13 protein-coding genes are annotated in these 15,304 nt (G+C 66.1%); 11 read left to right on the top strand and 2 right to left on the bottom strand.

The window, feature by feature from the left end; all coding sequences use genetic code 11:
* Positions 1 to 189: 189 nt before the first annotated feature.
* Positions 190 to 1,086 (bottom strand): esterase/lipase family protein, encoded by an 897-nt coding sequence (locus KI609_RS03175; protein WP_226447012.1) that lies wholly within the window; start codon positions 1,084 to 1,086, stop codon positions 190 to 192.
* 147 nt (positions 1,087 to 1,233) lie between these two features.
* Between KI609_RS03175 and KI609_RS03170 the strand changes: the two genes are divergently transcribed.
* The 9 genes from KI609_RS03170 (at position 1,234) to KI609_RS03130 (ending at position 11,702) form a co-directional block, all read left to right on the top strand.
* Entirely contained in the window at positions 1,234 to 2,019 is a 786-nt protein-coding gene (locus tag KI609_RS03170; RefSeq protein ID WP_226447010.1) for an FFLEELY motif protein, read from the top strand.
* 105 nt (positions 2,020 to 2,124) lie between these two features.
* Positions 2,125 to 3,813, top strand: a complete 1,689-nt coding sequence (locus KI609_RS03165; protein ID WP_226447008.1) for an AMP-binding protein — start codon at positions 2,125 to 2,127, stop codon at positions 3,811 to 3,813.
* A gap of 433 nt (positions 3,814 to 4,246) precedes the next feature.
* Positions 4,247 to 5,200: a sugar ABC transporter substrate-binding protein gene (locus tag KI609_RS03160; RefSeq protein WP_226447006.1), complete on the top strand. Its 954-nt coding sequence runs from the start codon at positions 4,247 to 4,249 to the stop codon at positions 5,198 to 5,200.
* 132 nt (positions 5,201 to 5,332) lie between these two features.
* On the top strand, positions 5,333 to 7,033 hold the full coding sequence (locus KI609_RS03155) for a sugar ABC transporter ATP-binding protein (RefSeq protein ID WP_226447004.1): 1,701 nt from the start codon (positions 5,333 to 5,335) through the stop codon (positions 7,031 to 7,033).
* Entirely contained in the window at positions 7,030 to 8,022 is a 993-nt protein-coding gene (locus tag KI609_RS03150) for an ABC transporter permease (protein ID WP_226447002.1), read from the top strand. Before KI609_RS03155 ends, KI609_RS03150 begins: the two co-directional genes overlap by 4 nt.
* A gap of 94 nt (positions 8,023 to 8,116) precedes the next feature.
* Entirely contained in the window at positions 8,117 to 9,139 is a 1,023-nt protein-coding gene (locus KI609_RS03145; protein WP_226447000.1) for a LacI family DNA-binding transcriptional regulator, read from the top strand.
* Positions 9,140 to 9,234: 95 nt separating this feature from the next.
* A complete protein-coding gene (locus KI609_RS03140) occupies positions 9,235 to 10,131 on the top strand; it encodes a ribokinase (protein WP_413463412.1) in 897 nt (298 codons plus the stop codon).
* Positions 10,128 to 10,517, top strand: a complete 390-nt coding sequence (gene rbsD / locus KI609_RS03135) for a D-ribose pyranase (RefSeq protein WP_226446996.1) — start codon at positions 10,128 to 10,130, stop codon at positions 10,515 to 10,517. The genes KI609_RS03140 and rbsD overlap by 4 nt, the downstream gene beginning before the upstream one ends.
* Before the next feature lie 246 nt (positions 10,518 to 10,763).
* Positions 10,764 to 11,702 (top strand): MBL fold metallo-hydrolase, encoded by a 939-nt coding sequence (locus KI609_RS03130; RefSeq protein ID WP_226446994.1) that lies wholly within the window; start codon positions 10,764 to 10,766, stop codon positions 11,700 to 11,702.
* Positions 11,703 to 11,890: 188 nt separating this feature from the next.
* Here KI609_RS03130 and KI609_RS03125 read toward each other — a convergent pair whose 3' ends face one another.
* The gene (locus KI609_RS03125) at positions 11,891 to 13,885 is read right to left on the bottom strand and encodes a lytic transglycosylase domain-containing protein (RefSeq protein ID WP_226446992.1); all 1,995 of its coding nucleotides are present in this window, start codon (positions 13,883 to 13,885) and stop codon (positions 11,891 to 11,893) included.
* A 14-nt stretch (positions 13,886 to 13,899) separates the two neighbouring features.
* On the opposite strand from KI609_RS03125, the gene KI609_RS03120 reads away from it, so the two are divergent.
* Entirely contained in the window at positions 13,900 to 14,472 is a 573-nt protein-coding gene (locus tag KI609_RS03120; protein ID WP_226446990.1) for a 5-formyltetrahydrofolate cyclo-ligase, read from the top strand.
* Positions 14,473 to 14,603: 131 nt separating this feature from the next.
* Positions 14,604 to 15,296, top strand: a complete 693-nt coding sequence (locus KI609_RS03115; protein WP_226446988.1) for a glutathione S-transferase family protein — start codon at positions 14,604 to 14,606, stop codon at positions 15,294 to 15,296.
* The last annotated feature ends 8 nt before the right edge of the window (positions 15,297 to 15,304 follow it).

Below are 15,304 nucleotides of genomic sequence, written 5' to 3'. Positions count from 1 at the left end.
AGCGAAGGGGTCGCAGACTGGGGGTCGCCTTTCTTTTGGGTACTTTTCTTTGGCGAAGCAAAGAAAAGTACCTCGCCCGCCGGGGCGACAACCCGGCCTCCGCCCTTCAATCAGGCACAGTGCGAACTACAAAAACCATAGCGACCAACGCTTGGCATACAAGCACCAGAGGTCAAAAACAGCAAAAAATCACCCCCACCCAATCTCCTCCAAACAAGCCCGCATCACCGCCGGATGCAAGGCCATTTGCACATGCGCCACCCCGTCCACCAGCCGGTTGTCCGCTCCCGCCAGCGCCGCCGTGCTCGCAGGGAAAACGATGTTGTCGCAGTTGGAATACCAGCACGTGAACAAGGCAGCACGCCCCGCCGGTTCGGCGCGCTGTAGCGCCACCACCCAGTCCCCTGCCAGGCTCATCTGCCGACCATTCACCGCCCGGCTGAAGCGCCCGAGCCACGTGCCCCCGTGGGGCGTGCCGAGCGTCAACACACGGTGGACATGGTCGTCCGCACCATGGGCCCGCAACCACGCGCGCACCGCCAAGCCGCCCATGCTGTGGCACACCAACACGGGCGGCACACCGGTGGCCGCCGTTACGCGCAACACAGCGTCTTCAATGGTGGTGCTGTAGGCATCGATCGAGCCCATCACCGGCTCCAGGTTCACGGCCACGTGGGCATGGCCGGCCTGGCGCAGCGGCGCAAACCAGGGCAGCCAGATGCCCCGGTTGCACATGAACCCATGCACCAGCACCACACCGCGCCGGCCCGTAGGCTCGGAGGGCAGCCAGTCAGGCGGCGAGCGGTGGCGAAAGGGCTGGCGCCAGCAAAACACCAGCAACGCGGAGCGCACCTCGGCCCACCAGGCGGCCACCACCTGCGCCGCGCGCGCGCGGGGTGCACCATCAGAGCGGTTGGTCACATGCATGACCACAAACTCCATGGTCATGACGAACAGGAACACCCCCAAAGGCACGGCCGCCCCCGCCAGCGCCCACACGGGCGATTGCGGCCACCACCACCACAACCAGGCGGCCATGGCGAGCAGTTGAAACAAGACAAAGGCCCTTTGGAAGCGCGCAATCATGGGGATGAGGGTTCCCAGTGGGGGTGTGATGAAATGAACAGGCCGCATTGTGCCGCCCGGTGCCCTGGGCGAGGCCTCCACACTACAGCGCCAGATACCGCCGTCTTGCAGACGATTGCAGACGTTTTGACAAGGAGAACGCCCCCCATGGATGCGGCCCACACCATTCGAGACTGCATTGCCACCGTCACCGCGCTGCGGTTGCACCGCACGGGCGACCCCTTGCTGGGAGCGGCGGTGGGCACCGTCAAAACCTTGCAGGCGCGGCGTTTCAGGGGCACGTATGCCGACATCATGGGCTCCCCCTCGTTCGGCCCGGCCGCGCGGTTTTTTCTCACTGAGCTCTACAGCGACAGCGATTACACCGATCGCGACCTGCAGTTCAGTCGCATCGCGGGCACGCTGCAAACCCTCTTCCCGCAACCCGTGGTAGCCACTGCCGTGGCGCTGGCCGAATTGCACGCGCAAACCGAGTCACTGGACCAGGACATGGGCCGCGCATGGGTGGCGCAATCACCCGCCCCTGCCCCGGTTTTCGCCCCCGCATCCCCGCCAACCTCTGATGCCGCCAGCGATGCGGCGCGCTACGCCGACGCATGGCGCGCGGTGGGCCAGCGCATGGCACGCCAGGCGCAGCTGGCGCGCGTGCTGGCCATGGGCCGTGATCTCGCGCGCCTGACCCGCACGCCGGGCCTGCGGATGATGCTGCGCATGATGCGAGCGCCCGCCCACGCCGCAGGCATGGGCGCGCTGCAGGACTTTCTGGAAGCGGGTTTCGACACGTTTGGCCAGCTGTCGCGCCAGCGCGGCGGCGTCGAGCAGTTTCTGGCCACCATCGAGACGCGCGAACGCGCGTTGATGGACCAGCTGTTTGATGCAGATCGTGTCACTTGCGAGACCCGGCTGGCCGCCACCCTAGGACAAGCCCGGTAACCCACAAGGCACACCTGCGCCCACAATCCGTGGCCCTTCACGATTCCCGTGAGGTGTTCCGCTCAGGTCGGAACATTCCCCCAGCGCGCACAAGGAAACATGCACATGGACAAGATCTGGCTCAAGAGCTACCCACCCGGTGTACCGCACGATGTGCAGCCCGAGCAGTACCGCTCCGTAGCCCACCTGCTGGAAGAGTCCTTCCGCAAAAACGCGTCCAACCCGTTTTCGGTCTGCATGGACCGCTGGATGACCTATGGCGAGCTCGACAGCCGCTCTGCCGCTCTCGGTGCCTACCTGCAAAGCCTGGGCCTCGCGCCCGGGGCTCGCGTGGCCATCATGCTGCCCAACATCCCGCAGTTTGGCGTGACCATGTCGGCCGTGCTTCGCGCGGGCTACACCTGCGTGAACGTGAACCCGCTGTACACCGCACGCGAGCTGGAGCACCAGCTCAAGGACTCCGGCGCCACCACCATCGTCATCCTGGAGAATTTCGCCCACACCCTGGCCGAAATCATCGACCACACCGCGATCAAACAGGTAGTGATGGCCTCGATGGGCGACCTGCTCGGCTTGTGGTTTGGGCAGTGGATCACCTTCGCCGTGCGCCACCTCGCCAAGATGGTGCCCGCCTACGATCTGCCACTGACAGGCGGCCGCAAGCTCGTCACCTTCAAGAAGGCGCTATCCCTGGGCGAGGGTAAGGCGCTCACACCCAGCCAGGCCACACTCGACTCCATTGCGTTTTTGCAATACACGGGCGGCACCACCGGGTTGTCCAAGGGCGCGGTGCTCACCCACCGCAACATCGTCGCCGCCACCTTGCAGGCCGAGGCCTGGTTCACCCCGGCACTGGCCAAGGTGGGCGACCTGAGCAAAGCCAACAGCATCGCCGCACTACCGCTGTACCACATCTTCGCGCTGACGCTGTGCCTGCTGGCCATCCGCCAGGGCTCCAGCCTCACGCTGATCCCCAACCCGCGCGATATCCCCAAGTTTGTGGCGGAGCTGAAAAAACGCCCCTTCCACATGCTGCCGGCCGTGAACACCTTGTTCAACGCGCTGCTGCAAAACCCGCAGTTCAAGACGCTCGATTTCTCGCACCTGTGCGTGTCGCAAGCTGGTGGCATGGCCGCCAGCGAAAGCACGGCCAAACAATGGCAAAAGGTGACAGGCAGCACCATGATCGAAGGCTGGGGCATGAGCGAGACCTGCGCCATCGGCACCAACAACCCCGTGAGCAACACGGAGTTCAGCGGCACCATTGGCCTGCCGCTGCCAGGCATCGATATCGCCATCAAGGATGACGAGGGCAACAGCCTGCCGCAGGGCCAATCGGGCGAAATCTGCATTCGCGGCCCCAACGTGATGGTGGGTTATTACAACCAGCCCGAAGAGAACGCCAAGGCGTTCACCCCCGACGGTTTCATGCGCACCGGCGACATCGGCATCATGGACCCGCAGGGCTACACCCGCATCATCGACCGCAAGAAGGACATGATTTTGGTGAGCGGCTTCAATGTGTTCCCCAACGAGCTGGAGCAGGTCATCAGCCTGTGCCCTGGCGTGGTCGAATGCGCCGCCATCGGCATCCCCGACGAAAAGCAGGGCGAAGCCATCAAGGTCTTCGTCATCCGCAACGACCCCGCGCTCACCGAGGACGACGTGGCCAAGTTCTGCCACGACAACCTCACCGGCTACAAGCGCCCCAAATACATCGAGTTCCGCGACGAACTGCCCAAGAGCAATGTGGGCAAGATCCTGCGGCGCGAGCTGCGTTCGCCGACGGCGTAGCGGGGCCATTGCAAGGCTTGCACGTGTCCTGCAAGCCTTCAAAATCTTGCGAGCCTTGCGGGCCCACCCTTCCTTCACACAGGCGCTTCGGCGCCTTTTTTTCCTTCCGGGCCTCGGCAATTTCCACCCGTGATGGTGTGCCCACAGCCCCCCGTTTCCACCAGCGAATTGCGGCGCCTCAACGGCTGCGCTGGCCCCTCTGCGCGCCGCTATAAGGCCATGCCGCTATAAGGCCATGCATTCGGCGCGTTTTGCCCCCTGCTTTGGGGTTTTTACCAATTAGCAAACGTTTGCGCAAACGTTTGCTTTCGCTATGATTCGCATCCGACACACCCGGCGCCGGGCGCGTGGGCAGGGCTTATGCCACCGCCTGGCGCGCTTTTTTGCGTGCCGCAGGGCTGTCGCCTTTGCAACCCTTCCAACTGGAGACAACATGCCATTTACCCGCCGCTCCCTTCAGACTGCTGCTGCCCTTGTCGTACTGGGAGGCATGCTGGCCAGCCCGGCCATGGCGCAGGACAAGCCCAAGGTCGCACTGGTCATGAAATCCCTGGCCAACGAGTTCTTCCGCACCATGGAAGACGGCGCCAAGGCCCACCAAAAGCAGCATGCCAGCCAATACACGCTGGTCGCCAACGGCATCAAGAACGAGACCGACACCGCCGCGCAGATCAAGATGATCGAGCAGGCCGTGGCCCAGAAGGCCAGCGCCATCGTGTTGGCCCCCGCAGACTCCAAGGCCCTGGTGCCGGCTGTCAAAGCCGCCATCGACAAGGGCATTCTGGTCGTCAACATCGATAACCAACTCGACGTCGATGCGCTGAAGGAAAAGAACATCACCGTGCCGTTTGTGGGTCCCGACAACCGCGCAGGCGCCAAGCTGGTGGGCGACTACCTGGCCAAGTTGCTCAAGGCGGGCGACAAGGTGGGCATCATTGAAGGCGTGTCCACCACGTTCAACGCGCAGCAGCGCACGCTGGGATACCAGGATGCGATGAAGGCCGCCAACATTACGGTGGTGGGGGTGCAGTCCGGCAACTGGGAAATCGAAAAGGGCAACACCGTGGCCGCAGGCATGATGCGCGAGCACCCTGACCTGGTGGCCCTGCTGGCTGGCAATGACAGCATGGCCCTGGGCGTGGTGGCTGCCGTCAAGGCCGCAGGCAAAACCGGCAAGGTGCAGGTGGTGGGCTATGACAACATCGGCGCCATCAAGCCGATGCTGGCCGATGGCCGCGTGCTGGCCACGGCCGACCAATATGCCGCCAAGCAAGCCGTTTTTGGCATCGAATTGGTGCTCAAGGCCCTGGCCGCCAAAACGCCGCAGGCCCAATTGCCTGCGCTGGTGAAAACCGACGTGGTGCTGGTCACCAAAGACAGCAAATAAGCCCCGGACCGCAGCAGTCCACCGCACAGCGGCTTCGTTCCCGACCGTTCACCCTGCGCCAGCCGAAAGGCGCAAAAGGCGCAGGGTGAACAGGGAGGAATGCCATGGCCCGTCACCCCGCTTTTCCACACCATGCCCCACACATCCTCCGCCTCCCAGGCCACGCCTTTGCTTGCCATCGAGGGCGTGGGCAAGGACTACAACGGCACCACCGTGCTCGATGGCGTGAATATGGCGCTGTTTGCGGGCGAGGTGCTGGCGCTGACCGGTGAAAACGGCGCGGGCAAAAGCACGCTGTCCAAAATCGTCTGCGGGCTCACCACGGCCACGCGCGGCAGCATGCGCCTGGGCGGGCAGCCTTTTGCCCCCACCACGCGCCGTGAAGCCGAGCAACACGGCGTGCGCATGGTCATGCAAGAGCTGGGGCTGGTGCCCACACTGACCGTGGCCGAAAACCTGCTGCTGGGCCGCATGCCGCACCGGGCGGGCTGGCTGCAGCGCGATGTGATGATCGCTGCGGCACGCACCCAGTTGGCCAAGATCGGGCTCGATCACATCGCCCCCAGCACGCCGGTGTCGCAGCTGGGCATCGGCCAGCAGCAGATGGTGGAGATCGCGCGCAACCTGCAGGACGACACGCGCATCCTGGTGCTCGACGAGCCCACGGCCATGCTCACGCCGCGCGAGACCACCTACCTGTTTGACCAGATCGCGCGCCTGACTGGGCGCGGTGTTTCCATCGTTTACGTGTCGCACCGGCTCGAAGAGCTGCGCCGCATTGCCGACCGCGTGGCCGTGCTGCGCGACGGGCAGCTGGTGGACGTGTGCCCCATGGCCGGGTTGTGTGAAGACGACCTAGTGCGCCGCATGGTGGGCCGCTCGGTGAGCGACCTGGAGAGCCGCCCACGCCGCGTGGCCGGCCCGGTGGTGATGCAGGTGGACAACATCGGGCGCGGCACCGCCGTGCAGGACGTGAGCCTCACGCTGCGCGCGGGCGAGGTCTTTGGCATCGCGGGCCTGGTGGGCTCGGGCCGCACGGAGCTGATTCGCCTGCTGTTTGGCGCTGACCGCGCAGACCGGGGCAGCATCACGTTGCACACTCACGAATTCAAGCAAGAACAGCCTGCAGCGCTTGATACACAAGCGCCAGTAGCTACCAAAACAGTAGCAAACATTTTCCCCCTGGGTTTTGCCTCACCGCTGCAGGCGATCCGCGCGGGCGTGGGCCTGGTGACGGAAGACCGCAAGTCACAAGGTCTGCTGCTGACCCAGCCGATCCGCATCAACGCCACGCTGTCCGACCTGGGCACCGTCTCGCGCGGTGGCTGGCTGCTGCGCGCGCGGGAGCACCGCCTGGTGCAAGCCCTGGTGCGCACGCTGAGCATTCGCTGCCGCAGCGGCGAGCAGCCCGTGGGCCAGCTGTCGGGCGGCAACCAGCAAAAAGTGGTGTTCGCGCGCTGGCTGCACCGGCCCGTGCGTGCACTGCTGCTGGACGAGCCCACGCGCGGCGTGGACGTGGGTGCACGCGCCGAGATCTACACCGAACTCGATCGCATGGCCGACGAAGGCCGCGCGCTACTGATGGTCTCGTCCGATCTGCGCGAACTCATGGCCATGGCAGACCGCATCGGCGTGATGAGTGCAGGCCGCCTGGTGGCCGTGTTCGAGCGCGGCGAATGGACCGAACAATCGCTGCTGGCCACGGCGTTCTCCGACATGGCCGGGCGCCACGCCGAAGCAACTGGCGCCGATGCCACGGCGTCGGCATCTGCTGGCACCCCCACCCCGGGCTCCGCCCCTTCGTCCCACCCTTCTTCTTCAACCACCGCATGACCGCCGCCGCACCATCGCCCCCCCCCTCTTCAGCGCCCCGCTCTGCCCCGATGTGGCGCAGCCAGCTGGGCACCTACCTGGGCCTCCTTGCCGTGCTGGCTGGCATGGTGGGGCTGTTCTCGTGGATGTCCGAATACTTCTGGAGCACCGAAACCTTCATCACCATCGCCAATGAAATTCCGGCGCTGGCGGTGATGGCCGTGGGCATGACGTTTGTACTCATCATCGCGGGCATCGACCTGTCCGTGGGCTCGGTCATGGCCCTGTCGGCGGCCACATCGGCCGCCGCCATCCTGCAATGGCACTGGTCGGTGCCCGCCGCTGCGGCGCTGGCGCTGGTCACAGGGCTGGTGTGCGGCACCATCACCGGGGCCATCTCGGTGGCGTGGCGGCTGCCGTCGTTCATCGTCTCGCTGGGCATGCTTGAAGCGGTGCGCGGCAGCGCCTACCTGGTGACCGATTCGCGCACGCAGTATGTGGGTGATGCCATCTCGTGGCTGTCCGCGCCGTTTTTTGGCGGCATTTCGGTGGCGTTCTTGATCGCGCTGGTGCTGGTGGTGGTGGCGCAGATGGTGCTCACACGCACCGTGTTTGGCCGCTCGGTGGTAGGCATCGGCACCAACGAAGAGGCCATGCGCCTGGCAGGGGTGGACCCACGGCCCGTGCGCATCATTGTGTTTGCCCTCACCGGCCTGATGGCCGGGCTGGCGGGCCTGATGCAATCGGCCCGGCTGGAAGCGGCCGACCCCAACGCCGGCACCGGCATGGAGCTGCAGGTGATCGCAGCCGTGGTGATTGGTGGCACCAGCCTGATGGGCGGGCGCGGCTCGGTCGTGACCACCGCGTTTGGCGTGCTCATCATCGCGGTGCTGGAGGCGGGCCTGGCGCAGGTGGGTGCCAGCGAGCCGTCCAAACGCATCATCACCGGCGCCGTGATCGTGGCGGCCGTCATCATCGATACGCTGCGCCAGCGGCGCGCCGTGGCCTGAGGCCGGGCCCCTTGCAGCCCGCCGCCACTTAGGCTCCATCGCTGCCCCGTCTCTCCATTTTCATCTTCCTCACCTTCACCACCTTCACCTTCGCATGGCCACTATCAAGGACGTTGCCCGCCACGCCGGTGTATCGGTCACCACGGTGTCGCACGTGGTCAACGGCACGCGGCATGTGAGCCCCGAGGGGCGCGAGCGGGTCGAAAAGGCCATTCGCGCGCTCGGCTATGTGCCCAGCGCCATCGCGCGCAGCTTGAAGAGCAACAACACGCGCACGCTGGGCATGCTGATCCCCAACAGCTCCAACCCCTACTTTGCCGAGATCGTTCACAGCGTGGAAGACCGCTGCTTTGGCGCGGGCTACAACCTTATCCTGTGCAACACCAACGACGAGGCCCACCGCCAGGGCACCTATCTGCAGGTGCTGGCCGAGCGGCGCATCGACGGGCTGATCGTCGTCTCTACCGGCCATGACGCCACGCTGCCCACGCAGCTGGCGGGCCTGTCCATCCCCACCGTATTGGTGGACCGCGAGATCGAACTGGCCGAGCAGCAGCCCTGCGACCTGGTGGAAACCGCCCACATGCAAGGTGGCCTGCTGGCCACGCAGCACCTTCTGTCGCTGGGCCACCGGCACATCGCCTGCATTGGCGGTCCCGCCGGCATTGCCCCCAGCGAGCAGCGCATTGCAGGCTGGCGCACAGCCCTGGCCGATGCAGGCTGCGGCACGGGTGAAGGCCTGTTGTGGCACGGCAACTTCACCAGCCAGGGCGGCTACGAAGCCATGCACGCCGTGCTGCGCGCGCCCCACCCGCCCACGGCAGTCTTCGTCTGCAACGACCTCATGGCCATGGGCGCGCTGTGCGCCGCGCACGAGCGCGATCTGCGCGTGCCCGAGGCCCTGTCCATCGTGGGATTTGACGACATCGAATTGACCGCCTTCACCAGCCCGCCGCTCACCACCGTGGCCCAGCCCAAGCAGCGCATTGGCGCGCTGGCGGTGGACATGCTGCTCGAACGCATCGACGGCAAGCGCCAGGACGCCCGCAAGGTGATGCTGCAACCAGAGCTGCGCGTGCGCTCATCCACCGCACCCGCCGTGCCGACACAACCATGAGCCCCACCACGACAACCACCACCGCCACCGCGAACGCAACCACCGCGCCCCCCTCGACAACAAGGCCCCGCATCGCGGTGGTAGGCAGTCTCAACATGGACCTGGTGCTGCCGGTCGCCCACGCACCCGAGGCCGGCGAAACCGTACTGGCCGAAGGTTTGCACCTCATTCCCGGCGGCAAAGGCGGCAACCAGGCTGTGGCATGCGCGCGCCAAGGGGCCCATGTGTCTCTTTTTGGCCGCGTGGGCGACGACGCCTATGGCCACACGCTGCGCGCCGGGCTCGACGCCGACGGCATTGACCACCGGGGCGTGCAGACCGATACCGACACCACCACCGGCGTGGCCGCGATCACGGTAGACGCCACCGCACAAAACCGCATCGTGGTCGTGCCGGGGGCCAATGGCCGTTTTGTGCTGGACGCCGCCGCGCTGGACGCCGCGCTGCAGGGCGCGCAGGGCCTGGTCCTGCAGTTCGAGATTCCGCTGCCCCAGGTGCTGGCCGCCGCACAGCGCGCGGGCGCCGCCCGTTGCCCGGTGCTGCTCAATCCCTCGCCCCTTCAGCCGCTACCCGAGGCGCTGTGGCCGCTGATCGACACGCTGGTGGTCAATGAGGTCGAGGCGGCCGCCCTGGCCGGTGTGGCCGTGGCCACCCCGCAAGATGCTGCTGCCGCCGCACAGGCCCTGCGCACCCGTGGCCCCGCCCAGGTGGTGGTGACGCTGGGCGCGGCGGGAGCGGTGGCGGCCGACGCCGCGGGCTGCCGCCATCACCCCGGCATGAAGGTGCGCGCCGTCGACACCACGGCGGCAGGCGATACCTTTCTGGGCGCGCTGACCGTGGCCCTGGCGCAGGGCGACCCCCTGGATGCCGCCGTGCGCAACGGCATACGTGCCGCAGCGCTGTGTGTCACGCAGCCGGGTGCCCAGCCCTCCATTCCCACCCGCGCAGCGGTTGCGCAAAGCCCCCAACCACCCGACTGGACCGCCCTGTGAAACGCACGACCTTGTTGCACGCCGAACTCTCGCACGCCATTGCCAGCCTGGGCCATGGCGACATGCTGGTGATCGGCGATGTGGGCCTGCCCATCCCGCCCGGCCCGCGCCGTATTGACCTGGCGCTCACGCCGGGCATCCCGTCCGTGGCCGATGTGCTGCGTGTGGTGCTGTCTGAAATGCAGGTGGAAAAGGCCGTCATTGCCACCGAAGCCGTGGAGCGCAGCGGGGGCCAGTTACCGACCTGGTGCGCGCTCCCCATGGAGCCCCAGACCGTGACCCACGACGATTTCAAGCGCCTCACCCAGCAGGCCCGCGTGATGGTGCGCACCGGCGAGTGCACGCCGTTTGCCAACGTGATTCTGGTGGCGGGCGTGACGTTCTGAGATCGTGAACACGTTCTGAGGCCCTGGCCGCCAGCGCGGCTTGAGGCCACGGCCGCCGCTGGGGCGATGACAGAGCCCATAGCGCACCCGGCCGGATAGGATTTCAGTCGGCGGCCAGGGGTGCCGCTTGCGGGTTTTGGATAAGTCCCGCGAGGTGGATCGTGGGTTACGCTGGCCTGTATGCCAGCCCGGCCGGCAGCACTGCCATAGAGCCTGCCCGCCGCCAGCCACCGAACCCTTCAGGCCATGTCCCACAGCACCGCGCACCACCACGACCTGCTTCCCCCCGAAATCACCGTGCTGGAGCGCGGCTGGCTCTCTGCCAACAATATCCTTTTTATCGGCCAGCGCGACACCGCCCTGGTGGACACCGGCTACTGCAGCCATGCCGGGCAGACCGTCTCGCTGGTGCAAAGCAGCCTGGGCGGGCGGCCACTCGATCGCATCCTCAACACCCATTTGCACAGCGACCACTGTGGCGGCAATGCGGCCCTGCAGCGCACCTGGCCGGCGCTGCGCACCGCCATCCCCCCCGGGCAGGCGCCCCATGTGCGCCACTGGGACCCCTACGCCCTGAGCTACACCCCAACCGGCCAGGAGTGCCCCGCATTTGGCTTTGACACCCTGCTGCAACCGGGCTCCAGCGTGCTGCTGGGCGACAAGCCATGGCAGGTACATGCCGCACCAGGACACGACCCCCACTCGGTGGTGCTTTTCGAGCCCCAGGGCCGCCTGCTGATCTCGGCCGACGCGCTCTGGGAAAACGGTTTTGGCGTGGTGTTCCCCGAGCTGGAAGGCGCTGACGCCTTTGGCGACGTGGCGGCGACGCTGGACGTGATCGAAGCGCTGGCCCCCCTGGTGGTGATACCCGGCCACGGGCCGGTGTTTGCCGATGCACCCCGCGCTATCGCCGGGGCTCGCCGCCGCCTGGACGGTTTTGTGCGCAACCCCGGCAAACACGCGCTGTATGCCGCCAAGGTGTTGCTCAAATACAAGCTGCTGGAATGGCAGCAGATCCGCTGGACCGAGCTGGTGGGCTGGGCACAGGCCACGCCGTACTTCGGCATGCTGCGCGAGCGCCACTTTGCGGGGCAGTCCGAGGCCGACTGGCTGGCCGCCCTGACCGACGACCTGGTGCGCTCGGGCGCCGCTACCCGCGAGGGTGACCTGCTGCACAACGCCTGAGACGGTGCGAACGGCGGCTGGCGCGCACGCTGCAAGCCCTGGCTTCGACGGGGCTCAGCCCAAACGGTTGGAGTGGTATCTGAGGGATGTAGCCAATAGAGATAAATCAGGCTCTAGCGCTTATGTATCAAGCGCTATACGCTCTGTTATCTATAGCAAACCGCATCCACCCGCGCCCTGGCGTGGCATCAAGGCAAATCCTTGTTCACCTCGGGCACCGACGCGTCGCGCGGGCCCACCGTGCCCAGGCGGTTTTTGAGCGACTGGGGCAGGCCTGTCAGCATGGCCGCGTAGTTGGTGGTGTTGGCCAGCACCTTTTTCACGTAGTCGCGGGTTTCGGTGAACGGCACGTTCTCGGCCCAGATGGCGGCATCGAGCACGGGCCCGTTGCGCCAGTTGCGCGGACGCCCAGGGCCGGCGTTGTAAGCGGCGGCGGCCAGCGCCATGGAGCCTGCAAAATCGTCCAGCGCAAGCTTCAGATAAGCAGTGCCGATGGTGATGTTGGTGTCACGGTCGGAGATCTGGTCCGCCGTGAAATTGGTCAGCCCGATTTTTTTGGCGGTCCAGCGCGCCGTGGCAGGCATCACCTGCATCAAGCCCGATGCGCCCACGCCCGAGCGGGCGTCCATGATGAAGCGGCTTTCCTGGCGGATGAGACCGTACACATAGGCAGGGTCCAGACCGATGCCATTGGCCCGCTCCACCACCGCACTGCGAAACGGGGTGGGGAAGCGCTGCGAGGTGTCGATGACGCTCTTGGTGCGCTCGCTGGTGTTGATGCAGCGGTCCCACACCTCGCGCTGGCACGCAAAATCGGCCGCCGCCAGCAGCTCACGGTCTGACATGCCCCCGCTTTGGTGCAGATTGGTGGCGTAGTTCCATTCGCGCACCCCTTCGCTGCGCAGGCCCAGCAAGATGGCATACAGCCCCCGGTTCAGCCCCGGGTTGGCGCGCGCGGCGGTTTTTTCCTCGGCGGTCAGCGGCGCAGGCGCGGGGGGCACGGCAACGCGCTGGCCCAGCTCTTCCAGGGCCAGCTGCTCGTAAAAACCGCGCGTGCCGGCAATCCCCTCCAGCAGCTGCCGCGCCTCGGCGCGCTCGGCGTCCCTGGGCTTGCCCGCCAGCAGCGCGCGTGCTTTCCAGTAAACCCAGGTGCTGTCCTGGCGTACGTCGGGGGCCATTGCGTCCACCGCCTTGTCCACGGTCTTCCACTGGCCAGCGCGCAGGGCGGCACGCACCTTCCAGCCCAGCATGTCGTCGGTGAGGTCGCTGTCCTTGGTGACCTTGGCGAAGTAACCGGGGGCGTCGTCCGAGAGCTTGAGCGCGGCAGACTTGCCAATAGCGCCCCAGGCCCAGTTGCGCTCTTCAGGCGACAGGTGCACGCCCCATTTGCTGTCCAGCTGGTAGGCCGCGCTCTCAGGATCGCTGCCCGCCAGCTTGATGAGCGCCAGGAGGACGAGCTCCTGGCGCATCTTGCCGCGTGCCGTGGCCTTGCTCAGCAGGAATTTGCTGGGCGCATCGAGCACCGACTTGAGCTCTTGCAGCGCATCGGGCGCGGCAATCTCCACCGCGTAGCGCACCACCCGCGCGCGGTTGGCGTCCACCGCGAGGCGTGCCTTGCGCCAGATATCCAGAGCGCTCAGTTTTTTGGCGCTGTAAAGCTCGCTGGCAGCGTGGGTGCACCCATCGTCCGCGTCGCGCAGCGCATACCAGTTGCGGCGCACCTCGTCGACCGCTGTGTCCGCAGCGCCTGTGAGCGAGCCCTTGATGTGATCAATCAGCAGGGCGTAACAGCGCACCTCGCGGTCGTCCGACATGCGGTAGCTGGGGTGCTGCTCGGCAAACCGTCCCCAGTCGCGCCGCTGGCCCAGCAACAGCAGCCAGTCGTTGCGCAGACGGTCTTCCTGGTAGGTGCCGGCATACCGCTGCAAAAAGGCCTCCACTTCTTGCGGCGTGGCCTCGGCGAGGCGCAGCTTCAGCTCCCAATACGCCGCCCAGGGCTCCAGCACATGGCCCCGCGCAGCAGGCAGGAGCTGTTCGAGCTTCTTGCGGTCGCCCTTGCGAAACGCCTGCTGCATCTCCAGCAGGGTGTCGTCGCCCCGGTTTTGCGCCTGGACAAGGGGCGCAGCAGTGGCCAGCGCAGCGGCGGCCACAAGGGGTGTCAGAATGGCTCTGAGTAATTGCATGGGGGAATTATCTGATGGACAAAGCAGCCCTTCGGCGCGCATTGATTGAAGAACGTCTCAACCTGCCCGATCGCCTACAGCGGGCCGACCTGTTACAACAAGTGATGCGCATCTGGCTGATCAACCGGCCCGACACGGTGATTGGCGCCTACTGGCCCATCAAGGGCGAATTTGACCCCCTGCCTGCCCTGCACCGCTGGAAGGAAGACGGCGAGCTGCTGGACGAGCCCCTGCGCCGGCGCATCGGCCTGCCGGTGGTCAACAAGCAGCACAAAACGCTCACTTTCCACGCCTGGTACCCCGGCTGCCCCATGGAAGAAGACGCCTACGGCATCCCCAAGCCCAAGGACACCGAGGTCATCGTGCCCACACTGCTGTTTGTGCCCTGCGTGGGCTACGCGCCGGGCGGCTACCGGCTGGGCTATGGCGGCGGTTTTTACGACCGCACGCTGGCCACCCTGCAGCCCAAACCCTTCACCGTGGGCCTGGGTTTCACCAACGGCTACCTGGACGACTTCGAGCCCGAGGAGTTCGATCTGCCGCTCGATGCCATCCTGAACGACAACGGCGTGGTCTGGCCGTTCTGACCCACTGGGCCATTACCCGTGATGCGTGATGCGCATCATTCAGGCCATGTTTTTGCATCGCTGGCGCGAACCACTGCCGCTAGCATGGCGAGCTGGCCTTCTTTTCTCTGATTTCCATCGGCAGGTGCCCCATGCTCAAGCTCTATATTGGCAACAAGAACTACTCGTCCTGGTCCATGCGCCCCTGGGTGCTGCTCAAGCAGGCGGGCATCGCGTTTGAAGAAGTGCGCGTGCGCTTCGACAGCTTTGACGCCGACTCGGAATTCAAGCGCACCATCGGGGCTGTGAGCCCCACGGCCAAGGTGCCCGTGCTGGTGGATGGCGACCTGGTGGTGTGGGACACCCTGGCGATTGCTGAATATGTGGCCGAAACCCACCCTGACAAAAAACTCTGGCCCACGGACGCCAAGGCCCGTGCGCGCGCCCGCAGCATCTGTGCCGAGATGCACAGCGGCTTCACCGCCCTGCGCGGCAACTGCCCCATGAACATCGAGGCGAATCTGGCCGACACCGGCGCGCTGATCTGGCGCGACAAGCCGGCCGTGCGCGCCGACGTGCAGCGCCTGGTCGAGATGTGGAGCGCGCTGCTCGAAGAGCACGGCGACCCCCTGCTGTTTGGCGAGTTCACGGTGGCCGACGCCTACTTCGCCCCGGTGTGCATGCGCCTGGCCGCCTACGCCCTGCCGGTGCCACCCCACATCGCCGCCTATGTGGACCGCGTGCGCGCCCTGCCCGGCGTGAAAGCCTGGATCGACGAGGCCCTGGCCGAGAAGGACTTTCTGGACTTCGAAGAGCCCTACCGCCTGCGCCACACGCAAGGCTGAGCACCGTC

This window comes from Acidovorax radicis (genome assembly GCF_020510705.1).
Lineage (GTDB): Bacteria > Pseudomonadota > Gammaproteobacteria > Burkholderiales > Burkholderiaceae_C > Acidovorax > Acidovorax radicis_A.
The sequence above is the reverse complement of the archived record's forward strand: the minus strand, read 5'-3'. Positions and strand labels throughout refer to the sequence as shown.